At 72.4% G+C, this 23,875-nt stretch carries 17 protein-coding genes and 1 riboswitch; of the genes, 7 read left to right on the top strand and 10 right to left on the bottom strand.

The window, feature by feature from the left end; genetic code table 11:
- Window positions 1–113: 113 nt before the first annotated feature.
- The 3 genes from ABD652_RS11725 (at window position 114) to ABD652_RS11715 (ending at window position 2,614) form a co-directional block, all read left to right on the top strand.
- Window positions 114–665, top strand: coding sequence for a hypothetical protein (locus tag ABD652_RS11725; RefSeq protein WP_344721555.1), 552 nt, complete (start codon window positions 114–116; stop codon window positions 663–665).
- A complete protein-coding gene (locus ABD652_RS11720) occupies window positions 646–1,479 on the top strand; it encodes a PfkB family carbohydrate kinase (RefSeq protein WP_344721553.1) in 834 nt (277 codons plus the stop codon). The genes ABD652_RS11725 and ABD652_RS11720 overlap by 20 nt, the downstream gene beginning before the upstream one ends.
- A 400-nt stretch (window positions 1,480–1,879) precedes the next feature.
- On the top strand, window positions 1,880–2,614 hold the full coding sequence (locus tag ABD652_RS11715) for a response regulator (protein ID WP_344721551.1): 735 nt from the start codon (window positions 1,880–1,882) through the stop codon (window positions 2,612–2,614).
- Between the two features lie 24 nt (window positions 2,615–2,638).
- On the opposite strand, the gene ABD652_RS11710 is transcribed toward ABD652_RS11715, so the two are convergent.
- Genes ABD652_RS11710 through ABD652_RS11700 form a run of 3 tightly spaced genes read right to left on the bottom strand, consistent with a single transcriptional unit; the run spans window position 2,639 to window position 7,907 of the window.
- On the bottom strand, window positions 2,639–5,047 hold the full coding sequence (locus ABD652_RS11710) for a GNAT family N-acetyltransferase (RefSeq protein WP_344721549.1): 2,409 nt from the start codon (window positions 5,045–5,047) through the stop codon (window positions 2,639–2,641).
- Complete coding sequence (locus ABD652_RS11705) at window positions 5,047–6,408, bottom strand: lysine N(6)-hydroxylase/L-ornithine N(5)-oxygenase family protein (RefSeq protein WP_344721547.1); 1,362 nt, start codon at window positions 6,406–6,408, stop codon at window positions 5,047–5,049. The genes ABD652_RS11710 and ABD652_RS11705 overlap by 1 nt, the downstream gene beginning before the upstream one ends.
- Window positions 6,405–7,907 carry a pyridoxal phosphate-dependent decarboxylase family protein gene (locus tag ABD652_RS11700; RefSeq protein ID WP_344721545.1) on the bottom strand — a complete coding sequence of 501 codons (1,503 nt, stop codon included), beginning with the start codon at window positions 7,905–7,907 and terminating at the stop codon, window positions 6,405–6,407. Before ABD652_RS11700 ends, ABD652_RS11705 begins: the two co-directional genes overlap by 4 nt.
- Window positions 7,908–8,204: 297 nt before the next feature.
- Between ABD652_RS11700 and ABD652_RS11695 the strand changes: the two genes are divergently transcribed.
- Complete coding sequence (locus ABD652_RS11695) at window positions 8,205–9,440, top strand: acyl-CoA dehydrogenase family protein (RefSeq protein WP_344721543.1); 1,236 nt, start codon at window positions 8,205–8,207, stop codon at window positions 9,438–9,440.
- Between the two features lie 11 nt (window positions 9,441–9,451).
- Window positions 9,452–10,012 carry a dihydrofolate reductase family protein gene (locus tag ABD652_RS11690; RefSeq protein WP_344721541.1) on the top strand — a complete coding sequence of 187 codons (561 nt, stop codon included), beginning with the start codon at window positions 9,452–9,454 and terminating at the stop codon, window positions 10,010–10,012.
- Between the two features lie 114 nt (window positions 10,013–10,126).
- Here the strand turns inward: ABD652_RS11690 and ABD652_RS11685 are convergent, their stop codons facing one another.
- From ABD652_RS11685 to ABD652_RS11670, 4 genes are all read right to left on the bottom strand, one after another.
- Complete coding sequence (locus tag ABD652_RS11685; protein ID WP_344721539.1) at window positions 10,127–11,605, bottom strand: L-serine ammonia-lyase; 1,479 nt, start codon at window positions 11,603–11,605, stop codon at window positions 10,127–10,129.
- 6 nt (window positions 11,606–11,611) lie between these two features.
- Entirely contained in the window at window positions 11,612–12,811 is a 1,200-nt protein-coding gene (gene gcvT, locus ABD652_RS11680; RefSeq protein WP_344721537.1) for a glycine cleavage system aminomethyltransferase GcvT, read from the bottom strand.
- 156 nt (window positions 12,812–12,967) lie between these two features.
- Window positions 12,968–15,955, bottom strand: coding sequence for an aminomethyl-transferring glycine dehydrogenase (gcvP, locus tag ABD652_RS11675; RefSeq protein ID WP_344721535.1), 2,988 nt, complete (start codon window positions 15,953–15,955; stop codon window positions 12,968–12,970).
- A 191-nt stretch (window positions 15,956–16,146) separates the two neighbouring features.
- Window positions 16,147–16,243: riboswitch (glycine riboswitch) on the bottom strand.
- 51 nt (window positions 16,244–16,294) lie between these two features.
- The gene (locus ABD652_RS11670; RefSeq protein ID WP_344721533.1) at window positions 16,295–17,239 is read right to left on the bottom strand and encodes a DUF368 domain-containing protein; all 945 of its coding nucleotides are present in this window, start codon (window positions 17,237–17,239) and stop codon (window positions 16,295–16,297) included.
- A 249-nt stretch (window positions 17,240–17,488) separates the two neighbouring features.
- Here ABD652_RS11670 and ABD652_RS11665 point away from each other — a divergent pair, with 249 nt between their 5' ends.
- Together ABD652_RS11665 and ABD652_RS11660 are read left to right on the top strand one after the other, a co-directional pair.
- Complete coding sequence (locus ABD652_RS11665) at window positions 17,489–18,970, top strand: sodium/glutamate symporter (protein WP_344721531.1); 1,482 nt, start codon at window positions 17,489–17,491, stop codon at window positions 18,968–18,970.
- 197 nt (window positions 18,971–19,167) lie between these two features.
- Complete coding sequence (locus ABD652_RS11660; protein ID WP_344721529.1) at window positions 19,168–20,079, top strand: poly(ethylene terephthalate) hydrolase family protein; 912 nt, start codon at window positions 19,168–19,170, stop codon at window positions 20,077–20,079.
- A 91-nt stretch (window positions 20,080–20,170) separates the two neighbouring features.
- Here ABD652_RS11660 and ABD652_RS11655 read toward each other — a convergent pair whose 3' ends face one another.
- From ABD652_RS11655 to ABD652_RS11645, 3 genes are all read right to left on the bottom strand, one after another.
- Window positions 20,171–21,133 carry a nucleoside hydrolase gene (locus ABD652_RS11655; RefSeq protein ID WP_344721527.1) on the bottom strand — a complete coding sequence of 321 codons (963 nt, stop codon included), beginning with the start codon at window positions 21,131–21,133 and terminating at the stop codon, window positions 20,171–20,173.
- Window positions 21,134–21,267: 134 nt separating this feature from the next.
- Window positions 21,268–22,665, bottom strand: a complete 1,398-nt coding sequence (locus tag ABD652_RS11650) for a permease family protein (RefSeq protein ID WP_344721524.1) — start codon at window positions 22,663–22,665, stop codon at window positions 21,268–21,270.
- Between the two features lie 2 nt (window positions 22,666–22,667).
- Entirely contained in the window at window positions 22,668–23,798 is a 1,131-nt protein-coding gene (locus ABD652_RS11645; RefSeq protein WP_344721522.1) for an alcohol dehydrogenase catalytic domain-containing protein, read from the bottom strand.
- Window positions 23,799–23,875 lie beyond the last annotated feature (77 nt).

Raw genomic sequence — 23,875 nt, 5'->3', positions numbered from 1 at the left:
TCTCTCTCCGCGCCGTGCTCGCGCCCCGCCCGTGCGACGCTCGGTCCGCGTCCAGCCGGCGGCGCTAGAATGGGACGCCGCCCGTCCTGCCCCGCGCCGTCGAAAGGGACCTGATGACGACTCCCGCCCCTGAGAAGACTCCGCGGCGCCGTCGCCCCCGGCGCCGGGCCGCGCCCGGCCCGCGCCCCCGGCTGCGCCTGGGCCTGCTGGGCTGGGCGGTGTCCTGGTTGCTGCCCACGGCGATCATGGGTGCGGCGCTGCTGAGCCTGACGCTGGTGCCGGGCCTCGACGCCGAGGGCTACCTGGCCCCGCTGATCCCGCTGATCGGCGGTGCCGCCGTCGTCGTCGGCATCCCCGGCACGCTGCTGATCGGGTGGTTCTACCGCCATCACCTGAACCCGGTGGTCCATGTGCTGGGCTATGTGCTGGTCGGCCTGCTCCACGGACCGGTGGTGCTGCTCGCCGGACCGCAGGGCCTGGTGCCGATGCTCATCCCCATCGTCGGCTTCCCCGCCGGTATCCTGCTCGGCGCCGGCCGCTGGATCGCCCAGCCGCTGGCCCGGGTCGAGGACCCGACGACCGACGAGACCGCCGCCGACACCGACGCCGAGACCGACGCCGAGACGACTGCGCGAGGAGATGCCGATGTCCGCACCGACGGCTGAGACCGCCCGCCCGCCGATGACGCTGACGATCGCCGGCTCCGAGGCCACCGGCGGCGCCGGTGCGCAGGCGGATCTGAAGACCTTCCAAGAGCTGGGATCCTTCGGGATCGCCGCGCTGACCTGCATCGTCTCCTTCGACCCGAAGGACGGCTGGAGCCACCGCTTCACCCCGATCGACGCGCAGGTCATCGCCGACCAGATCGAGGCGACCTTCGCCGACTACGCTCCCGAGGCCCTGGACACCGTGAAGCTGGGGATGATGGGCAGCCCGGCGACGATCACCACTGTCGCCGGCGCGCTGGCCGAACGCAGCCCCGCGCACGTGGTCCTGGACCCGGTGCTGATCTGCAAGGGCCAGGAGCCCGGCCATGCGTTGGAGACCGACAACGCGCTGAAGGCCGAGCTGCTGCCGCAGGCGACCTTCGTGACGCCGAACCACTTCGAGACCGAGCAGCTCTCCGGGATGACGGTCGAGACGGTCGACGACCTGCAGACCGCAGCCGAGGAGATCCGCCGGATCTCCGGCGCGGCGGTGCTGGCCAAGGGCGGCGTCCGGCTGGCCGGCGACGAGGCCGTCGACGTCTTCGTCGGCGCCGAGGGCACCGAGGTGCTGCGCGCGCCGAAGAACGGCGAGCACGCCGTCTCCGGAGCCGGCTGCTCGCTGGCCGCCGCCGTCGCCGCGCTGCTCGCCCAGGGAACGAGTCCGCGCGAGTCCGCCCGTCGGGCCAAGGAGTTCGTCACCGCCGGCATCGCCCAGCGCGTCGCCGGGAGCACGCCCTTCGACGCCCTGTGGCAGGGCGGCCTGCGCCGCTGAGCGGGCCGCGCCCCGAGTGTCACCGACCTTTCGCAGTATCACCGCGCTGAAGACCGGGGAACCTGCGAAAGCTCCGGGACGATGTGCCGCGCGGTGATTCCCCGAGACGAATGAAGAGCCCGGGCGATGCCGTTCCCATCGCCCGGGCTCGAGCTGACTGAGCCGTTGTTCCGATCTGTTGCACCGTAGATCGGAGCGTCTCGAAGCCAGCCCCTCGATCACGTACACCTGTTTCTGTACGCCACGTCTCATTCTGGCAGGGTCGGCGCTCCCGCCGCTATTGGACTTTCGTCTATAGTCTCCCCGCCCCGGACGGCGGGCGGCGCGGACGCGGGACCCCTCGCCCACCTCGCGACGGCGGCGTGCGACGCCCGGCGGCGGGACGCTTAGAATCGTGGCCATGGGTCACTCCGAGGACGCCGCGCCCGAGGCCGGCCGCCACGCAGCGCACCGCAGCGGCGACGCGCCGGTGCGGGTGCTCGTCGTCGACGACCACCCGCTGATGTCGATGGCGCTGCGCACCTATGTGGACACCACCGACGGCATGGACTGCCTCGGCGAGGTCCGCGACGGCGAGGCCGCAGTGCGCGACGCCGTGCGGCACCGCCCCGACGTCGTCGTGATGGACCTGCATATGCCCGGGATGGACGGCATCCAGGCCACCGAGCAGATCACCGCGCGCTGCCCGGAGGTCTCGGTGCTGGCGGTGACGACCTTCTCCACCGAACGCTACGTGATCCCGGCGCTGCGGGCCGGCGCCGGCGGCTACATCGTCAAGGACGCCGAGCCCGAGGAGATCCTCTCGGCCATCCGCGAGGTGGCCGACGGCGCGGCCCCCTTCTCCCCCGCCGTCGCCCGGGACCTGATGCTCTCCGCCCGCGACGAGCCGGCCCAGGTCGAGGCGGCGCTGCGCCGCTTCCCCGAGCCGCCGCAGATCCCGGCCCGCGAGCTGGAGGGGCTGCGACTGCTGGCCAGCGGGCATTCGAACCAGGAGATCGCCCAGCAGATGGTCATCTCCGAGGCGACGGTCAAGGCGCATATGGGCCGACTGATGCAGCGGCTCGAGGTCCGCGACCGCGTCCAGCTGCTCATCCGGGCCACGCTGCTGGGCCTGGTCGAGCCGTCGCTGGACTGAGATCGTCGGGCTGAGCCGCGGCGCTCAGCCGCCCACCGGATTCTCCAGCCGGCCGGCGCGGATCATCGAGCCCGAGGCGTCCTGCAGATCGACCATCTGCCGGGTGTTGCGCAGCTGCAGCCGATTCAGGCAGTGATGCACGGCGTCGGCCGCCCGCAGGTCCAGCCGCCGACGCCGGCGCAGATCCAGCCGCTCGTGCTCGGCCAGCACCGCCGAGACGGTGCCCCAGAAGCTCTCCTCGTCCAGCACGCCGTCGCCGACGAGGATCGCGGCCAGATGCCGCAGCACGCCGTCGAAGACGTCGGTGAAGATCACCTGGGCGGCCTCGGCGTCGTCGACGACGTGCCGGATGCGCTCGATCTCCTCGTCCAGCGCGCGCTCGCCGATCACGGCGGCCTCCTCGCCGATGTCCTTCATGAAGGCGCCGACCACGCGGCCGTCCTGCAGCCGCAGGATCAGGTTCTCGCCGTGGGGCATGAAGGCCAGCTCGTGGACCTCCAGGCAGTGCACCACCGGCAGCAGATAGGCCCGCAGCAGCTCGGCGAGCCACTCGTCGGCGGCCAGCCCGGAGTGCTCGATCAGCGCCGCGGCTACGGACGCCCCGGCGTCGTCGCGGTGCAGCAGCGCGGCCAGCGTCAGCAGCCGCTGCCCGTCCGGCAGCAGCGGCAGCGGGCTCTCCCGCCAGAGCGCGGCGAGCATCTTCTGCTGGTCGGAGCTGGGCTCAGCCCGGTGGTAGGCGTCGCCGGTGAAGCCGATCGCGGCATGCTCGCGCAGCACCTCGAAGCCGACGCCGCGCAGGAAGGCGTCGCCGCGGACCTGGGCGGCGACCCAGTCGTTCACCGCCGGGGTGGCCCGCATATAGGCCGGCGAGAGCCCGCGGAGGAACCCCATGTTCTGGATGGACAGCGCGGTCTTCACATAGGAGCGTTCCGGCGCAGTGCGGCTGAAGCCGGTGCGGATCGACTGCTGCGGCTGGTGCTCGTCGCCGCCCTCGCCGAGGACCACCAGGTCGCGGCGGGAGAGCTCCGGAGCGAAGCTCACCGCGACGCGGTGCTGGAACTGCCAGGGATGCACCGGCAGCCAGAGGTAGTCCTGCGGCGCCAGACCGAGGGCGGTCAGCCGGGCGACGAACCGCTCGCGGGTCTCCGCATCCAGCTCGGCGGCGTAGTGGGCCTCCTCGCCGAGCCCTGCGGCCGTGGACAGCAGGGTGTGCTCGCGGCGGGCGGCCAGCCAGACGTGCCGGAAGGTGCGTCCGGCCTCCGGAGCGTAGGCGCCGAACTCGTCGAGGCCGAAGCCGATCCTCCCGTTGGTCGCCACGAAGCTGGGGTGTCCCTCGGTCATCGCCGCTTCGGTCTGCTGGAAGTCGGCGGCGACGTCCACGTCGGTCCGGCCGCGCGCCAGCTGCGCGGCGCTCGGTCCGCCGCGGTGGTGCTTATACGCCGCGCTGGCCAGCGTGGAGGCCAGTTCCTCCAGGTAGGTGCCCAGCAGGTCGTCGGGGATCCCGAGCATCCGGTGCAGCTCGACCACCAATTGCTGGACGTCCAGCGGCAGCTCCGCGCCCTCGGCGTCCTCGCGCACCAGGCTGGATGCCTCCACCGCCCAGTGGTGCAGCGCGTACCGGCGGGCGGCGAAGCGCCAGCGGCTCGTGCCGGTGTCGAGGACCCAGCGCTCCGCCGCGCCGTCGGGCTCCGGGGCGATCAGCCGCTCATGGCTGAACTCGGCCAGCGCCTTGGCCACCAGATGCCGCTGAGCCGGGGCCAGATGCTCGGGGCGCAGATGCGGCACCTGCGACGCCGCGCCGGCGGGCTCCGCACCCTGGGCGCGCACCGCGCGAGCCCGCTCGGCGTCGAGCACGCTCAGCGCCGCGCGCTTGCCCGGCAGGTCGATCTCGCGCAGCACCTCGAAGCCGACGGCGGCGTTCTTCGCGGCCACGGCGTCGTTCTCGACGTCGGGCTCGACGACGATCCGCGCCGCGGACAGCGTCTCGAGACAGTGGTCGACGACGGCGCGCATGATCGCCGAGGTCAGCCCGGGCCGCCGGGCGGCGGGGTCGTGCGGCGGCGGGGCGACGAGCAGGTGCATGCCGAGGTCGCCGTCGACGGCGGCGAACACCTCGTCCAGCAGCACCCGGGCCGGATCGTAGGTCTCCGCGTAGGCCAGCGGCACGCCCTGCTCGCGGATGATCCAGCCGGCCTGGGCGCCGTCGTCGGAGATCTCCCGCAGATAGTCGCGCACCTGGTCGATGCTCAGGTGGCCCATCTGCCAGAAGGCCGCTGCGGGATGCGTCAGCCATGCGGCGACTGTCGCCGCATCGGCGTCGGGATCCACGGGAGTGAAGGTCAGGTCCTCGGGCCGCGGCGTCGGCGCCGGGGCGGCAGCCTCGGACCTCTCGGCGGCCTCGGCGGTCTCGGGGACGGCAGTGGTCAGGGGCATCATCGCGGCACCTCCGTGCGGGTGGGGACTCCGAACTGCTGGAATGCGACGCGGCGCTCCAGCGGATAGGGCTCGCGCCCGGTGATCGAGGCGAGGATCGAGGCGCTGCGCCAGGCCCCCATGCCCAGATCCGGGGCGGTGAGCCCGTGGGTGTGCTCCTCGCCGTTCTGCACGAAGATCCGTCCGCCGAGAGTGTCGACGTGATAGTCGCGGGCGACGGCGAGCCGGCCGGCGTCGTCGCGGCCGATCAGATGCTCCACCCCGGCCAGCATGCTCGCCGCGCGCGGAGCGTAGCCGGTGGCCAGCACCAGCTGCTCGGCGGTGCGCGCGACGGTCTCGCCGAGCTGCCGATGCCGCAGGGTGAGTTCCACGCCCTCCCCCGAGCCAGCCTCCGCGCCGGAGCGCGGCTGCGCGGCGGTGACCTCCGTGTCGGTCAGCAGCGTGGTGGGCACCGTCCGATGGGCGCTCTGCCGGTAGAGCGCGTCGTGGATCCGGTCGATCGTCGCCGCGCTGATGCCCTTGTACAGGCCGCGCTGCTCGCGGGCGAGCTGGTCGCGCAGCGGCTCGGGCAGCGCGTGGAAGTGGTCGGTGTACTCCGGAGAGGTCATCTCCAGGGTGAGCTTGGTGTCCTCCATCGGGAAGAACCGCGGCGAGCGGGTGATCCAGTCCAGCCGGTAGCCGTGCTCGCCCTGCCGCTCGAGCAGGTCCAGGTAGATCTCGGCGGCGGACTGCCCGCTGCCGATCACCGCGATGGACCCGGCCTCCAGCAGCTGCCCGCGAGCGGGCAGGTAGTCGGCCGCATGCCGGGCCGCGGTGCCGAGGCCGCGCAGCGGCTCCGGGATGTGCGGGGCGGTGCCGATGCCGAGGACCACGTGCCGGGCGCGGCGGACCTCCACGCCGTCGGCGGTCACCGCGGTGACGGTGAACAGGTCCGTCTGCGGATCATGCTCGACCGACTCGACCTGCCGGCCCCAGCGCAGGCTCTCCAGCTGCTCGGACGCCCAGCGGCAGTAGGCGTCGTACTCGCTGCGCAGCGGGTGGAAGTCCTCGCGGATGTAGAAAGGGTAGAGCCGGCCGGTGTGCTTGAGCCAGTTCAGGAAGGAGTACGGCGAGGTCGGGTCCGCCATGGTCACCAGGTCGGCGAGGAAGGGCACCTGGATCGTGGCGTCGTCGAGCATCATGCCGTGGTGCCAGGCGAAGCCGTCGCGGCCGTCGAGGAAGACGGCGTCGACGTCGTCGAGCGGGTCGGCCAGACAGGCCAGGCCGAGGTTGAACGGCCCGATGCCCACTCCGATCAGGTCATGGACGTCGGCGGAGTCGGCACCGGCGGGTGCCGTCGTGGCGCTGGACGTGCTGCTCATCGGGCGGCCTCCTCGGCGACGGCGTCGTCGACGCCGGCGCGGTGGGCATGCAGCAGCCGCGCGGCGCCGGCGACCTCCTCCAGCGAGGCCGCGACCTGCTCGGCAGCGGTCTCGGGGTTCAGCAGTGTGAGCTTCAGGCAGGGGCGGCCGTCGAGCACCGTCCGGGCGACCAGCACACGGCCGGACTCCTGCAGCACCTGGCGGACCTGTCCGACCAGCACGTCCGCGTCGTGATCGGCGACGCCGGCCGGCTGCCAGCGGAAGAGGACTGTGGACAGGTCCGTCGCGGCGAGCAGCTGCAGCTCCTCATGGGCGGCGACGACGGCGTGGACGTCCTCGGCCAGGTCGATCACCGCGTCGACGCCGCGGCCGATCGCCTCCGCGCCGGTGCCGCGCAGCGTGGCCAGCAGCTTCAGCGCGTCGAAGCGCCGGGTGGTCTGCAGCGACTTGTCGACCTGGTTCGGCTCGGCGGAGTCCTCCGGGTTCAGGTAGTCGGCGTGCCAGCGGGCCCGGCCGGCGTCGGCGGCGTCGCGCAGCACCAGCGCCGAGGAGGAGACCGGCTGGAAGAAGGTCTTGTGGAAGTCCAGCGTCACGCTGCGCGCCTGGTCGATGCCGTCCAGCAGGTGGCGGCGTCGCGGCGAGACCAGCAGCCCGCAGCCGTAGGCGGCGTCGACGTGGAACCAGACCTGGCGGTCGCGGCAGACGGCGCCGATCGCCGCCAGCGGGTCGACGACGCCGCGGTCGGTGGTGCCGGCGGTGGCCGCGACGGCCATCGGGATCCGGTCCTCGGCGTCCAGCGCGTCCAGCTCGGTCTGGAGCGCCGCCGGGTCCATGCGGCCGGAGGCGTCGACGGCGACGCTGCGCACCGCGTCGTCGGCCAGGCCGAGCAGCAGCGCGGACTTGGCGATGCTGAAGTGGCTCTCGGCGGTGGTCAGGATCGTCAGGCGCTGCTGGCGCGCCGCCCGCTGTGCTCCCGCGAGGCCGGAGAGTGCGGCCTCGCGGGCCAGGAAGAGCGCCTGCAGGTTGGACTGGGTGCCGCCGGAGGTGAACACGCCGTCGGCGGCGGGGAAGCCGAGGCGGCCGCCGACCCAGCTGATCAGCCGCCGCTCGACGAAGGTGCCGATGCGGGACTGGTCGTAGGTGTCCACCGAGGTGTTCACCGCCGCCAGCACGGCCTCGGCGGCGACGGCGTGGACGTCGAGCGGGCAGTTCAGATGCGCCAGATAGGCCGGATGGTGGTACCAGACGGCCTCGGAGAGGACGAGCTCGTCGATCTCGCGGAGCACCTCCTCTCCCCCGACGCCGGGAGCGTCCAGGTCGACGGCGGCCACGCGCTCGGCGAGCTCGCGGGCCGAGGTGCTGGTGGCCGGAGTCTCGACCGCGGCGAACCGGGCGGCGATCCGCTCGGTCGCCTCGGCCATCAGACTCCGGTATCGGTCGGTGCTCGTCGCGTCGACGAGGCGGGGCTGGTCAGCGATGACATCGTGAGGAGCAGTCATGTGAGGGGAGCATAACCTCAATTACTCCATATGCAAGTAACCTATTTGGATCAGCAGAACCTACTGCACAGTCATCACTGCTGGTCGGAGGGACTTCTCGCCCGCCACGCCGGGGCCCGGCATCGACGCCCGCCGCTCGTCGAGACGCTCGGCGCACCTCCGGGATGTGACAGGAATCACATGACGCGGCGCACCCCTGCCGCCGTCGATGACTCTCCGGTAACATGAACTGCATCACAGACGATGCGGCGGGCGAGCATCCCCCTCCCGCCGCGACCCCATGACGCAGGAGGCACCATGCCGTCGCCGCTGGATCCGGAGTACGACGTCACCACTCCCCTGGACCTCGACTACTACGCGGCCTTCGCCGACGTCGGCGCGGCCGACCGCGAGTGGTGGACCCGCGCCCGCGACTTCGTCGACGGCCTCGACGACCGCATGACCGGCCACTGGGAGCGCAGCGAGTACCCGCTGGACCTGCTGCACGAGGCCGGGAGCCGCGGGCTGCTCACCGACGGCGTCGACGTCGACGGTCTCGGCGAGGAGGGACTCAGCACGCTGTCTCCGCTGGCCGCCGGCCTGGTGACCATGGAGGTCTCCCGCGCCGACGGCTCACTGGGCACCGCGCTGGCCGTGCAGGGCGGACTGGCGCTGCGCACGCTGGCGCTCTTCGGCTCCACCGAGCAGAAGCGCGAGCATCTGGCGGATCTGGCCGCCGCACGGACGCTGGGGGCCTTCGCGCTGACCGAGCCGGAGCACGGCTCCGACTCGGTCTCGCTGGAGACCACCGCCCAGCTCATCGGCGACGACGACAACGGCTACTACGTGCTCAACGGCACCAAGAAGTGGATCGGCAACGGCGCCTCGGGCGGACTGACCTTCACCTGGGCGCGCGTGGAGGGCGGCGACCACCACGGCGCGGTCCGCTGCTTCCTGGTCGACCAGGACACCCGCGGCTACTCGGCCGAAGTCATCGAGGGCAAGTCCTCGCTGCGCGCCATCCACCAGGCGCTGATCCACTACCGGGACGTCGAGCTGCCGCATGATGCGGTGCTGCCGGGCACCACGGGATTCAAGGACGCCTCGGCGGTGCTCTTCGCGACCCGGCTGGGCGTGGCCTGGTCGGCGGTCGGCCATGCCTCCGCCCTGGTGGAGGCGGCGCTGAACTACGCCAAGCAGCGCGAGCAGTTCAGCCGTCCGCTGGCCGGCTTCCAACTCGTCCAGGAGCGACTGAGCTGGATGGTCTCGGAGCTGACCTCGATGCAGCTGCATGTCCGCCGGGTGACCGAGCTCGACGCCGCCGGCCGGCTCTCCGGGGCGCAGGCGTCGATGGCGAAGTACCACAACACCCGCAAGGCCCGGGCCATCGCCCAGGTCGCCCGCGACATGCTCGGCGGCAACGGCATCCTGCTGAAGAACAAGGTCGCCCGGCACATGGCCGACGTCGAGGCGATCCACACCTACGAGGGCACCGAGTCGGTGCAGAGCCTGATCATCGGACGCGACCTGACCGGCCTCTCCGCCTTCGCCTGAGGAGCCCGAGCATGCTGATCCTCTCCATGGGCGCCTCAGTGGACGGCTTCATCGCCGACCGCACCGGCGCCTTCGACTGGTCGGCGCCCGACGACGAGCTCTTCGGCTTCCACCTGGACAGCGTCGCCGCGCTGAGCGCCTGCGTCTGCGGCCGCCGGCTCTACGAGACGATGCTGCCCTGGGAGACCGATCCGGCGATGCGCGACGGCGAACTCTCCGCACGCTTCTCCGACGTCTGGACCGCTCTGCCGAAGGTCGTGGTCAGCCGCACCCTGCGGCGCGTGGAGGGCAATGCCCGACTGGCCCGGCGGCCGCTCGGCGAGGAGGTCGCCGCCGTGCGCGCCGCGACCGACGGGGACGTGGAGATCGGCGGCGCCGACGTCGCCGGGCAGGCGATCGAACTGGGGCTGGTCGACGAGTTCCGGATCTTCCGCTTCCCCGTCATCGTCGGCGGCGGCACGCCGCTGCTGCCGCCGGTCGAGGAGACCGTCGCCCTGGACCTCGTCGAGTCCCGGACCTTCTCCTCGCGCGTGGTGTACGAGAGGTATCGCCGCGTCGAGACGTCCGCCTGAGCCGGCCGGGACGATCCCGCCCCCGTGGCCGCCCGTGGCCACGACGACCACGGGCCGAGACAGTTCGTCGACCGGACCGTCGACGGGCTCCTCGTCCGTCTCCTCAGGGCTCCCTCAGCATTCGGTGACGTTCACCGCGAGCCCGCCCTGGGCAGTCTCCTTGTACTTCGAGGACATGTCCGCGCCGGTCTCGCGCATGGTCACGATGACCTCGTCCAGGCTCACCCGATGCTCGCCGTCGCCCATCAGCGCCATCCGCGCGGCATTGACCGCCTTGGTCGCCGCGATCGCGTTGCGCTCGATGCAGGGCACCTGCACCAGACCGCTGATCGGATCGCAGGTCAGTCCCAGGTTGTGCTCCATGGCGATCTCCGCGGCGTTCTCCACCTGCTGGGGAGTGCCTCCGAGCACCTCGCAGAGACCGGCGGCGGCCATCGACGAGGCCGAACCGACCTCGCCCTGGCAGCCGACCTCGGCTCCGGAGATCGAGGCCTGCTCCTTGTAGAGCACCCCGATCGCCCCGGCGGTGAGCAGATAGCGCTGGACGACCTCGTCCCGCTCCTCGCGCGCCACGAAGGACCCGCCCGGCCCGTAATGGGCGGCGTAGAACCCGACGGCGGGGATGATGCCGGCGGCTCCGTTGGTCGGGGCGGTGACGACCCGGCCGCCGGAGGCGTTCTCCTCGTTGACGGCCAGGGCCACCAGATTGACCCACTCCTGCCAGTAGGCATGGCTGCAGTCCGGATCCTCCGCGCTGAGGCGGGCATGCCAGTCGGGCGCGCGCCGTCGGACCTCCAGTCCGCCGGGCAGGGTGCCGTCGCGGCCCAGCGCGGAGTCCTTGCATTCCTCCATCACGTCCCAGAGGTGCCGGATGCCGTCGCGGACGACCAGCTCGGCATCGCCCGGCACGGCGGGCTCCGGCCCCTGAGCGGCGGCCAGGGCGGTCTCGTTCACCAGCATGACCTGCCAGATCGGCATCCCGGTGCGCGCGCTGTGGTCCATCAGCTCGGCGGCGGTGGTGAACGGGCAGGGCACCTGGGCCTCGGCGGACTCGACGGCCTCGCTGAGGGACTCGGCGTCGGCCTCGTCCTGCGTGACGACGAACCCGCCGCCGATGGAGAAGCAGGTCTGCTCGGCCAGCATCGTGCCGTCGGCCGCCTCGGCCCGCAGCCGCATCCCGTTGGCATGGGTGTCCAGCATCGTCAACGGGCGGACCACGAAGTCCTCGACGCGCAGCGCGATCTCCACGCCTCCGCTCGACGCCCCCGCCTCGTCGACGTCGAGCTGGGCGCCCAGGGCGACGGTCCCGGAGTCGGTCATCGCCGCGATCCGGGCGTCCACCTGCTCGGGCAGGATCGTCTCGGCCCGCCATCCTTCCAGGCCCAGCAGCACCGCCTCGAAGGTGCCGTGCCCCTGGCCGGTGGCCGCCAGCGAGCCGAACAGGTCCACCCGCACCGCGGCGACGTCGGCGAGTCGTTCCGGCGCGGCCAGCTCCTCGGCGACGAAGCGTCGAGCCGCGCGCAGCGGCCCCACGGTGTGCGAGGACGAGGGTCCGATGCCGACGCTGAAGAGGTCGAAGAGACTGATCGCCATGACGGATCACCGCACCTTCGAGTAGAAGGGCATCTCGACGACCTCGACGGGCTGGGGCTTCCCGCGCACGTCGATCTCCAGCCGCGTGCCCGCCTCCGTGCACTCGACGTCGACGTAGGCCATGGCGATCGGATGCCCCAGCGTCGGACTGGGCATCCCGGAGGTGACCTCGCCGACGCGGCGCGGGCCGGCGTCGTCGTCGGCGGCGGCGTCCTCGGACTCCGGCAGCTGCACGGCCTGCCCGGACCGTCCGGCCCGGCGCCCCAGGCCCTTCAGCCCGACCAGCCGCTGTCCGGAGGTCTTCCCCAGGCCGGCCTCCTTGGCCTGCTGCAGGGCCGCGCGGCCGACGAAGTCCTCCTCCTTGGAGAAGGAGACCACCGGCAGCCCGGCCTCGAAGCTGGTGCGGTCGCGGCCGAGCTCGTGGCCGTAGAGCGGCATGCCCGCCTCCAGCCGCAGCGAGTCGCGGCAGGCCAGCCCGCAGGGCAGCAGCCCGACGTCCTCGCCGCGGGTGCGCAGCGCCCGCCACAGCGCGCCGGCCCGGTCGACGGGCAGGAAGATCTCGAAGCCGTCCTCGCCGGTGTAGCCGGTGCGGGCCAGCAGCACCTGGTCGCCTCCGACGGTGACGGTGTCGACGGCGTAGTAGGCCAGGTTCTCCACGATCGCGGTCTCGTCCATGCGCACCGCCGAGGAGATCAGCTCCTCGGCCCGCGGCCCCTGCACCGCCAGCAGCGCGATGCCCTCGGACTCGTCCCAGATCTCGACGTCGAAGTCGGCCGCGCGCTGCTCCAGCGCCTCGACGACGGCGGCCCGGTTCGCGGCATTGGGCACGATCAGGTACTCGGACTCCTCGATGCGGTAGCCGATGAGGTCGTCGATCACTCCTCCGTCGGCGGCGCAGAGCAGCGAGTACTTCGCCTTGCCGACCCGCACGCGGGAGAAGTCGCCGACCATCGCGGTGTTGAGGAACTGCGCGGCGTCGTCGCCGACGACGCGGACCTCGCCCATGTGCGAGAGGTCGAAGAGTCCGGCGGCGGTGCGCACCGCCTCGTGCTCGGCCAGCTCGGATCCGTACTTCAGCGGCATCCGCCAGCCGCCGAAGTCGGTGAAGCTCGCGCCGAGCTCGGCATGCTCGGCGGCCAGCGGGCTCTCGCGCAGGGCGGTCTGGGCGGTCTCGGCGGTCTGGGCGGTCTCGGACGACTCGGTCATCGGGATGCTCCTGGTGCTGCTCGTCGTGCAGGTCTCGTGTGCTGGAGTGTCACGCCCGCACCGGGATCTCACGTCCCAGCCCGGACGTGACACCCGGGCGAGGACGTGACGCCCGCCGGGGTGCGGCGGGGTGCGGCGGGGCGGCCGCGGAGAGGGTCAGTCGACCTCGAAGGCCTCCGGCGGCGGGCAGCTGCAGACCAGGTTCCGGTCGCCGTGGGCGCCGTCGATCCGCGAGACCGGGGCGAAGTACTTGTCCTGGCGCAGCCCGGGCACCGGGAAGGCCGCCTGCTCGCGGCCATAGACCCGGTCCCAGTCGTCGGAGACGACGACGGCGGCCGGATGCGGCGCGTGCCGCAGCGGCGACTCCTCGATCGGGATCTCGCCGTCGATCACCTCCTGGATCTCGCCGTGGACGGCGATCATCGCCTCGATGAACCGGTCGATCTCCTCCAGATCCTCCGACTCGGTGGGCTCGACCATCAGCGTGCCGTTGACCGGGAAAGCCAGCGTCGGCGCGTGGATGCCGAAGTCGATGAGCCGCTTGCAGACGTCCTCGGCGGTGACTCCGGAGGCCTTGGTCAGCTCCCGCAGGTCCAGGATGCACTCATGGGCGACCAGCCCCGGGCGACCGTCGGCGCTCTCGCCGGTGTAGAGCGTCGGGAAGTGGTCGGCCAGCCGGGCGGAGAGGTAGTTGGCGGTCAGCAGCGCGTGGCCGGTGGCCTGGGTGAGCCCCTCGGCGCCCATCATCGCCAGGTAGGCCCAGGAGATCGGCAGCACGCCGGCCGATCCGTAGGGCGTCGAGGTCACCGGCGCCCCGCCGCGGGCGGACTCCGCGAGGCGCTCGGCGCTGTGGTCGACGTCGTCACCGCGGACGCCGTCGGAGGCGCCGACCCGGGTGGTGGGCAGATGCTCGACCAGATGCTCGGCCACGGCCACCGGCCCGACGCCGGGTCCGCCGCCGCCGTGCGGGATGCAGAAGGTCTTGTGCAGGTTCAGATGCGAGACGTCGCCGCCGAACTCGCCGGGCTTGGCGACGCCGAGCAGCGCGTTGAGGTTCGCGCCGTCGATGTAGACCTGCCCGCCGGCCTCGTGGACCGCCGCGCAGACCTCGCCGACCTCGGGCTCGAAGACGCCGTGCGTCGACGGGTAGGTGAGCATGATGGCCGCGATCCGGCCGGGATGCGCGGCGATCGTCCGGCGCAGCGCCTCCATCGAGACGGTGCCGTCGTCGGCGGTGTCGACGACGACCACCTGCAGTCCGGCCAGCACGGCCGAGGACGCGTTGGTCCCGTGCGCCGAGGCCGGGATGAGGCAGATGTCGCGGTCGGTCTCGCCGTTCGCCAGGTGGTGGCGGCGGATCGCCAGCAGCCCGGCGTACTCGCCCTGCGAGCCGGCGTTGGGCTGCAGCGAGACCTGCGCATAGCCGGTGACCGCCTGCAGCCGGGACTCCAGGTCGGCGATCAGCGCCCGCCAGCCCGCGGTCTGGTGCGTCGGCGCGAACGGGTGGATCGCGGCGAACTCCGGCCAGGAGATCGCCTCCATCTCGGTCGCGGCGTTGAGCTTCATCGTGCAGGAGCCCAGCGGGATCATCGTCCGGTCCAGCGCCAGGTCCCGGTCGCCGAGCCGCCGCAGATACCGCATCATCCGGGTCTCGGAGCGCACCGTGTGGAAGATCGGATGGGTCATGTACTCGCTGGTGCGCGCCAGCTCGGCGGCGAAGGCGTGCTCGCCGGAGAGCTCGACGCCGGCCAGCGCGGCGGCCGCGGCGTCCTCGGCCTTCGCCGCCCGGGCGGCGATCAGCACCCGACCCAGCTGTTCGTCGGTGGTGGTCTCGTCGACGGTGATGCCCACCGTCTGCTGGTCGACCCGGCGCAGGTTGATCCGCAGGTCCTCGGCGGCGGCGACGAGCCGCGCCGCCTCGGCAGAGTCCATCCGGAGCTGGACGGTGTCGAAGAAGGACTCGCCGACCAGGCGGAAGCCGGCCTCGGCCAGGACGGCGGCCAGCGTCCGCGCCTGTCCGTGGACCCGTTCGGCGATCGCCCGCAGCCCCTCGGGGCCGTGGTAGACGCCGTAGAGCCCGGCGGCGACGGCCAGCAGCGCCTGGGCGGTGCAGATGTTCGACGTCGCCTTCTCCCGGCGGATGTGCTGCTCGCGGGTCTGCAGCGAGAGCCGATAGGCCGGCCGCCCCTCGGCGTCGTGGGAGACGCCGACCAGCCGGCCGGGCAGCTGGCGCTGCAGCCCCGAGCGGACGGCCATGTAGGCGGCATGCGGGCCGCCGAAGAACAGCGGCACGCCGAAGCGCTGCGTGCTGCCGATCGCGATGTCCGCTCCCTGCTCGCCGGGCGGGGTGAGCAGCGTGCAGGCCAGCAGGTCGGCGGCGACCGCGACCATCGCCCCGCGCTCCTTCGCCTCGGCGATCAGCGCCCGGTGGTCGACGACGGCGCCGGAGTCGCCGGGCTGCTGCAGCACCACCCCGCACAGCTCGCCGTCGGGCAGCCCTTCGGCGGCCAGGTCGACGACGTCGACGGCGAGCCCGAGCGCCTCGGCCCGGCCGGCGACGACCTCGCGGGTCTGCGGCCAGCTGTCGGCGTCGAGGACGAGGCGGCCTGCGGCGTGCTTCTTGTTCGCCCGGCGCATCAGCAGGATCGCCTCGGCGACGGCGGAGGACTCGTCGAGCAGCGAGGCGTTGGCGAGATCCAGGCCGGTCAGGTCGGCGACCATGGTCTGGAAGTTCAGCAGCGCCTCCAGCCGGCCCTGGGAGATCTCCGGCTGGTAGGGCGTGTAGGCGGTGTACCAGGCCGGGTCCTGGAGCACGTTGCGCAGGATCACCGACGGGGTGTGCGTGCCGTGGAAGCCCTGCCCGATCATCTGGGTCATCACCGTGTTGCGGCCGGCGTAGCCGCGCAGCGCGGCCAGCGCCTCGTCCTCGGTCAGCGCCTCGGGCAGCTCCAGCGGCCCCTGCTGACGGATCGACGGCGGGACGGCGTCGTCGATCAGCTCGGCCAGCGAGCCGTATCCGAGGGTGTCCAGCATCGTGGCCGCCGCCGGCTCGTCGGAGCCGAGGTGGCGGGCGGCGAAGTCGCGGGGCGCGGCGTCGACGGCGGCGGAGAAGGTGGGGGCGGCAGTGCGGTCAGCGGCGGTCATGGGCGGAACCTTCCGGTCACGGAACGTGGGACGCCCTCCCCGCTCTGTACTCGAACGCCGTGCCGGCGCCGACCTGAGAGTTTCACCGACCGGCCGGGCCGCTGGTGCGGGTCCGGTCCCGCCGGCTTGCACCGTGGGTGAGCGACGACGACCGCCTCGCGGCCGGCGTCGTCGCTGCTTTCCAGAGTCGCCACCTCTGCACGGTACGGGAGCCTGAGAGATTCTCGGGGAGGAGATTGCTCCTTCGGCGCCGGACCCGGAGGGTCCGGACTCTCCCACGCAGAGGACGTGGCAGGTTATTCAGTTCACTCCCATTCTGGCACAGCCTCGCGCCGGGACTCAGCCCTGCCGGCGCGCCAGCCGGGCGTCGAGCGCCACCAGCAGCCCGACGACGACGAAGCCGGCCAGCCCGAGGCTCAGGACGCCGAGCCAGGCGTCGTCGGGGGCCAGCAGCGCCCGCGACTCGGTCTGCCACGGCCACAGGCTGCGCAGCGCGCCGAGCATCAGCCCGGCGAGCACCACCAGGGTCATCCGCCGGTGATGGGCCAGCAGCCAGGTGAGCACTTTGACCAGCACGATCCCGCCGAGCACCATCCCGACGGCGAAGATGCCGAGGTAGCCGACGTCGCGCTGGTCCACGGCCTGCAGCGTGGGCTCGTAGAGGCCGACGGTGAGCAGCAGGAAGGAGCCCGAGAGCCCGGGAAGCATCAGCGCGGAGACGGCGACTGCGGCCGCCGGCAGGATGGTCGCCGGCGTGGCGGAGATCGTCGTCGGCGGCAGCGAGACCAGCCAGAAGGTCAGCACCGCCGCGGCCAGGCCGGCGAGGACGTGCCGCATCCGCAGCCCGCCGAGGCCGGCCATGCGCAGCGGCACCGCCAACGAGGCCAGCACCATGCCGAAGAAGGCCGCCCGGGTCAGCACCGGGTGGTTCTCCACCGCGGCGGCCATCGGCCCGGCGACGGTGAAGACCGCCGCGGCCATGCCGATCAGCACCGGGATGATCAGCCGCCAGCGCACCGCCGCCAGGTGCTCGCGGGCGCCGGCCAGCCGCTCCGGGCCGAGCAGCAGCCGGCGGACGGCGGTGACGACGTGGTCGGCCGACTCGAGCAGCTGCGCATAGATCCCGACCACCAGGGCCACTGTGCCGCCGGAGACGCCGGGCACCGTCTCCACGAGCCCGATGAGCGCACCGCGGACCAGATTCCCGACCGTCGAGGTGCGGCGGACGGGGAGGGCGGCGGAGCCGGCCGCGGGGGCGGCTCCGCCGTCGTGCTGCTGCGGCATGCGACCTGACCTTTCACGCCTTACACTGTGGAACCTGGATCCTGTCGCCCACCTCACGTGACGCCGATCACGAGATGCGCGTCGCGCCCTTCATTCCTGAAGAGCGTGACGCCTCACTGTGACCGGGGCCCGAATGGTCAGCACGGATCCGGACTCGGACGACGGGCATCAGTCTACTGCCCGGACTCCGCCGCCCCTCGACCCCGCCGCACCCCCTCCTGCCCGGAGAGAAGACGGAGGACATCCCCGATGAGTCCCGACGCGATCGGATTCGCGATCATCCTGCTCGCCGCGATCATGCTGGCCGGCAAGTACCTGCGCGTGAAGGTTCCGTTCATCCAGAAGCTGCTGCTGCCCAGCGCCATCATCGCCGGCGTGCTCGGCCTCGCCCTCGGCCCCCAGGTGGCCGGACGGCTGGCCGGCCCCACCGGATGGTCCTGGCTGGAGTCCGGCGGCGTCTTCACCGACGAGATCTACGAGATCTGGGGTTCGCTGCCGGGACTGCTGATCACCGTGGTCTTCGCCACGCTGTTCCTCGGCAGCCGGATCCCGTCGCCGGTGCGCGTCGCCCGGCTGGCCGGCCCGCAGATCTCGGTGGGCATCGCCTACGGGTCGGGCCAGTACGTCGTCGGCATCCTCCTGGCCCTGCTCGTGCTCGGACCGCTGTTCGGCGTCGACCCGCTGCTGGGCGCGCTGATCGAGATCGCCTTCGAGGGCGGCCACGGCACCGCCGGCGGGATGACCACCGTCTTCGAGGACATCGGCATCCCGGAGGCCGCCGACCTCGCGCTGGCGATGGCCACCGTCGGACTGGTCTCGGCGATCATCATCGGCGTCGCGGTGATCAACTGGGGTGTGCGCACCGGACGCACCCGCGTGCTCAAGGAGGTCTCCCACCAGTCCCGGGACGAGCTGCGCGGCCTGTACACCGACTCTGAGACCGTCTACGCCGGCCGGATGACCGCCCGGCCGGGCTCGATCGAGCCGCTGACGCTGCACGTCGCCGTCGTCGGCGTGGCCATCATCCTCGGCTGGCTGATGCAGGAGGCGATGGTCGCCGTCGAGGACGCGCTGTGGGGCCAGCCCGACGCGCTGTGGACCGCCGACGGCGGCGAGGGCACCACGCTGCTGGGCTACGTGCCGCTGTTCCCCCTGGCGATGCTCGGCGGCGTACTGGTGCAGGTGGTGCTCGACCGCACCGGCAACACCCACCTGATCGACCACGAGATGATGAAGCGCATCCAGGGCCTGGCGCTGGACATCCTCATCGTCGCCGCGCTCTCGTCGATCTCGCTGACCGTCATCGCCGACTACTGGCAGACCTTCCTGGTGCTGTCGGTCGCCGGCGTGGCCTTCTGCACGCTGATGCTGCTGTTCTTCACCCCGCGGATCGTGCCGGAGTTCTGGCTGGAGCGCGGCATCGCCGATTTCGGCCAGTCGATGGGCGTGACGGCCACCGGCCTGGCGCTGCTGCGCGTGGCCGACCCGCACGACGAGTCCCCGGCGCTGGAGGCCTTCGGCTACAAGCAGCTGGTCTTCGAGCCGTTCTTCGGCGGCGGGCTGATCACCGCGATCTCCATCCCGGTGATGGCGGCCTTCGGCGTCTGGTGGATCCTGGCGCCGATGGCGGTGGTCTTCGTCGTCTCGCTCACTGCGGGGATGATCTACCACCGGGGCGTGCGCGCCGGCCGATGGTCCGACCCGGCCGCGGAGATGACGCGCTCCTCGTGAGGATCACCGTGCGTCGGAGCCGCGACTGAAGGGCCACCTGGACCGGCGCTCCGGCGTGGGCCGGCGGGGATCGCCGGACGTCGGGCGCCAGCTCCGCGGCCCGGCGAGCCGCCGCCCTTGACACCGGGCCCCGGCGCGGCGAAGGTCGACACGACTGCTCTGCATCGCCGCACGCTGTCGAGACCGGGAGAGGCGCCATGGCCGTCGTGGGTTCCGCGGCCCGCCGCGCCGCCGCTCTGCTGATCTGCGGCGCCGCCGTCGTCGGCCTGGCCACCGCCTCGGCGCCGACCCGTCCGACGCCAGCGGCGCCCGCGGCCGAGGCGCCCCCTCCCGCGGCGGCGCCGTCCGTCGACCACGCCCGCGGCCCGGATCCGACTGCGGAGATGCTGCGGCGACCGCGCGGCCCGTTCGCCGTCGACCAGCGCGAGGTCCCCGCGGCAGAGGCGGAGGGCTTCGGCGACGGGACGCTGCACCTGCCGACCGACGTCGACGGCGCCGTCGGAGCGGTCGCGATCTCGCCGGGCTACGGCGCGCAGGAATCGGCGATCGCGTGGATGGGACCGCGGCTGGCCTCCTTCGGCTTCGCGGTGATCACGCTCGACACCGAGTCCCTCGACGACGAGCCGGGCGCGCGCGGCCGCCAGCTGCTCGCGGCCCTGGACCACCTGCTGGCCGCCGAGGATCTGCCGGTCCGGATCGACGCGGACCGGCAGGCGGTGATCGGCCATTCGATGGGCGGCGGCGGGGCGATGCGCGCGGCCGCCGAGCGGGGGCGGATCGACGCCGTCGTGCCGGTGGCGCCGTGGCATCCGCGGCGCGGCTGGTCCGAGGTCGAGGCGGCGACGCTGGTCATCGGCGCCGAGCAGGACCGCGTCGCCCCGGTGGACGAGCATGCGCTGCCGATCCTCGCCGGGCTGACCCGTGCCCGGGCTGCGGCCTATCTGGAGCTGCGCGGCGCCGACCATCTGGATCCGCTGGACCCCGATCCGACGATCGCCGCGCACACCGTCGCGTGGCTGAAGCGCCATCTCGACCACGACGCCCGCTATGCGCCGTTCGTCGCCCCGGCCGAGGACGACGCCGCCGTCTCCGCCTGGCGCCGCCGCTGAGCGTCCCCTCCCCTGCGATGACTCCGTGGGAGATGTGGGAATGCGCGCGCATTCCCACATCTCCCACGGAGTCATCACCTCCGGGGCGGGATCAGAGGCGGGCGAGGGCGTCGAGGAGGATCGTCCAGAACCGGTCGCGGTCGAGCCCCAGGGCCACGCGCGTCGTGCCGTCCGACGGCGCCTGCGGGCGCAGGTCGGCCACCGTCATCCCGGTGGTGTGCTCGCCCTGGAGCTCGACGGCGACCGGCGCGGCCACCGTCTGCAGCAGGCCGGGCTCGATGAGCTCGGCGATCGTGCAGGCGTCGTGCAGCGGCGCGCCGACGAGGCCCTGCACGTCCCGATAATTGCGCCGGAAGGCCCCGAGCAGGTCCGCCATCGCCGAGCCGACGGCGGTGCCGAGCCCTCCGCAGGCGGCCACGACCTGTTCGTCGGCGATCGCCTGGTGAGTGGCGTCGAGGCCGACCATCGTCAGCGGCCAGTCCTGGCGGAACACGACGTCGGCGGCCTCAGGATCCACGTGGATGTTGAACTCGGCGGCCGGGGTCACGTTGCCGCCGCGGCAGGCCCCGCCCATGAGCACCACCTCGCGCACCCGCTCGACGAGCCGCGGCTCGCGGCGCACGGCGGCGGCGATGTTCGTCAGCGGACCGGTGGGCACCAGCGTCACCGTCCCGGCCGGCCGGTCCATCACCTCGGCGATGATCCGGTCGACGGCGTGCTCCTCCCGCGGCTCGCGGGTCGGCGCCGGCAGCGTCACGCCGTCGATCCCGGACTCGCCGTGGATGTCGGCGGCGACGCGCAGCTCGCGGGCCAGCGGCCGGTCGCAGCCGGCGTGGACGGCGACGTCCTCGGCGCCGGCGAGCGCCAGGGTGCCCAGCGCGTTGGCGGTGACCTTCTCCAGCGTCTGGTTGCCGGCGACGGTGGTCACCGCCAGCACGCGGATCCGCGGGCTGCCCAGCGCCAGCAGCAGCGCGACGACGTCGTCGTGGCCGGGGTCGCAGTCCAGGATGATGTCCGTGGTCTCGGCCGCGGCGTCGGTCGTCTCAGTCGGCATGGCAGGTCCCTCCATCGGCTCGGGCGAGGTGTCGACCTCCATCCTCCATCGAGTGGGCGTTGTGTCGAGGTTCTGCCCGGCGATAAGCCCGGAAACCTCGACACATCGCCCACTCGATGCCCGGGCCTTGCGGCTCACTCCGGGGACTCGGCGAAGGTGCCGTCGTCCTCTCCGCGGAAGAAGTCGCGCCCGTATATCACGAGGCACATCAGGACCCCCACGCCCAGACCCCAGGCGGCGCCGAGCAGCGCCAGGGCGCCGGCGGTCACGCCCGCGATGCCCAGGTCGCGCTGACTGCGCGCCTCCATGATGCCGATGCGCACGCTCACATAGGCCTGGATCAGCAGGGTCAGCGCCAGCGCGACACCGAGCACCGGCTTGACCAGGGTGACGATCGGCATGAGCACCAGACCGGTGTTCGTGCCCCAGCGGAAGGAGCCGGCGCCGCCGAAGAGCGACCCCATCGCGCGGCGCCCCTCCTTGAATCGCTCGGTGATGACGACGAGCATCGCCGACCAGGACGGGCCGCACATCGCGACGTCGGGGCCGATCACGCCCATCAGGGCATTGCGTCCGCCGAAGATCAGGTGCGACCGGTCGGGGTCGTAGGTCACGTCCTCGTCCTCGCGGACACGGTCCGCCTGCTTGAGCACGGAATTCGCCTGCAGAGTGTCGCCGAAGACCACGATGTAGGCGGCCAGCACCGTCGGCACGGCGGTGAGGAACATCGACGCCGGCGGCAGGCCCAGGCCGAAGATCGTGTAGTCGGTCCAGAGCGTGACGAAGTCCGGCTGGATGAGTCCCCACTCGACCTCCGACCATTCCGCCTCGCCGGCCAGCGGCGCCACGACCACCGCCAGCAGGATCGCCGGCAGCACGCCGAGCTTGCCGATCTGGGCGGCGAACCGGCTGCGCTCCCGCCAGGAGCTGAAGTGACGCGAGAACATCAGGAAGAACGCCAGTCCGATGGCGATACTGATGGTGACCGGGAAGGTCTCGAATTCGCCACCCTCGCCGAAGACGGTCTGCACGGCGGCGATGCCCGCGCCCATCAGCACGCCGGCCTTGATCGCCGGCGGGATGGCGCCGACCACCCGACGGGCCAGACCCGTGACGCCGAGCAGCACGGAGAACACTCCGAGCAGGATCTGGAAGGAGATCAGCGCATGGACCCGTTCGGGCCCCTCGGGGAAGGTCTCGCAGTAGGCGATGACCAGAGGAATGGCCGGCGTGATCCATCCGGGGACCACCGGATCGCCGAGCAGATGGTGGGTCAGGTAGAGGATCCCATTGAGCAGGACCACTGCGAGTGCGACTTCGAACGGCATCCCGAGCAGGTCCACCATCATCGGGATGGCGGCGAGGTCCACGGCGCACATCAGCAGGCCCTGGGTGTAGTCAGGCCATTCGAGACGGTAGTGGACGAAGGGCAGACGCACCCGGAAGGGCCCGGCCTTCCAATGGGGCGAGGTCGCGGAGAGGTCGCCGCGCTCCTCCGGAGAGTCGCCGGTGTTCTCGAGAGTCTGGTCCATGGTCATCGGTCCTGTCGGTCGGTCGGGGGGTCGAAGTCGATGATCTGCCGCACGGCCCGCCCGTCCTCGAGATCGTCCATAGCCTGATTGACGTCCTCCAGGCGGATCCGCCCGGTGATGAGCTTCTCCACGGGGAGCCGGCCGTCGCGCCAGAGGTCCTCGTACCGGGGGATGTCGCGGGCCGGCACCGAGGAGCCGAGGTAGGAGCCGACGATGGTCCGCGCCTCCGCGGTGATGCGCAGCGGAGAGACGGTCGACGTCGCCGTCGGGGCGGGGAGGCCCGCAGTCACAGTGCGTCCGCCGGGGGCGGTGGCCTCGAAGGCGGTCTCGAAGGCGCGCGGACTGCCCGCGCACTCGATCACGTGGTCGGCGGTGATCCCCTGCTCGGCGACCTGCTGAGGCGTCAACGTGCGGCCAACTCCGAGCTCGCGGGCCATGTCCAGCTTGTCCTCGGCCATGTCCACCGCGATCAGATCGTCCACGCCCTCGGCCTGAGCCGTCACGAGCGCGGCCATGCCGACCCCGCCGAGACCGACGATCATCACCGAGTCCGCGGCGCCGGGCCGGGCCGCGTTGAGCAGCGCCCCGCCGCCGGTGAGCACCGCGCAGCCGAGCACAGCGGCAACATGGGGCGGCACGTCGTCGCCGACGGGCACCGCGCTGGCGCGGTCCACGACGGCGTGGGTCGCGAATCCGGATACGCCCAGATGGTGGTGGACGTCGGCGGCCTCGCGGCGCAGCCGGCGTCCGCCGTGCAGCAACTCCCCCGCCTCGTTGGCGGCTGAACCGCGCCGGCACGGCAGCCGTCCATCGGCGGCGCAGCCGGCGCAGTCCTCGCAACGCGGCAGGAAGGTCATGACCACACGCCGCCCGACGGCGAGGTCGTCGACGGCGGAGCCGACGGCCTCGACGATCCCGGCGGCCTCGTGGCCCAGCAGCATCGGAACGGGACGCTCACGATGACCGTTGACCACCGAGAGATCCGAGTGGCAGACGCCGGCGGCCTCCATACGCACGCGGATCTCGTCCGGGCCGGGCTCCTCGAGGGTCAGCTCCCCCACGGTCAGCGGGGTGGTCCGGGCGTAGGGGCGGGGGCGGCCGATCTCCTCGAGGACGGCTCCTCTGATCTTCACCGGGGTGTGCTCCTCACTGATGTGGCGGATCGCGTGTCGGGCCTGATCGCGGGTCGCCCCGAGGTTGTGACCCCGAC

This window comes from Nesterenkonia halobia, assembly GCF_039536005.1.
Taxonomy (GTDB): domain Bacteria; phylum Actinomycetota; class Actinomycetes; order Actinomycetales; family Micrococcaceae; genus Nesterenkonia; species Nesterenkonia halobia.
This window is presented reverse-complemented; position numbering and strand designations above follow the sequence as displayed.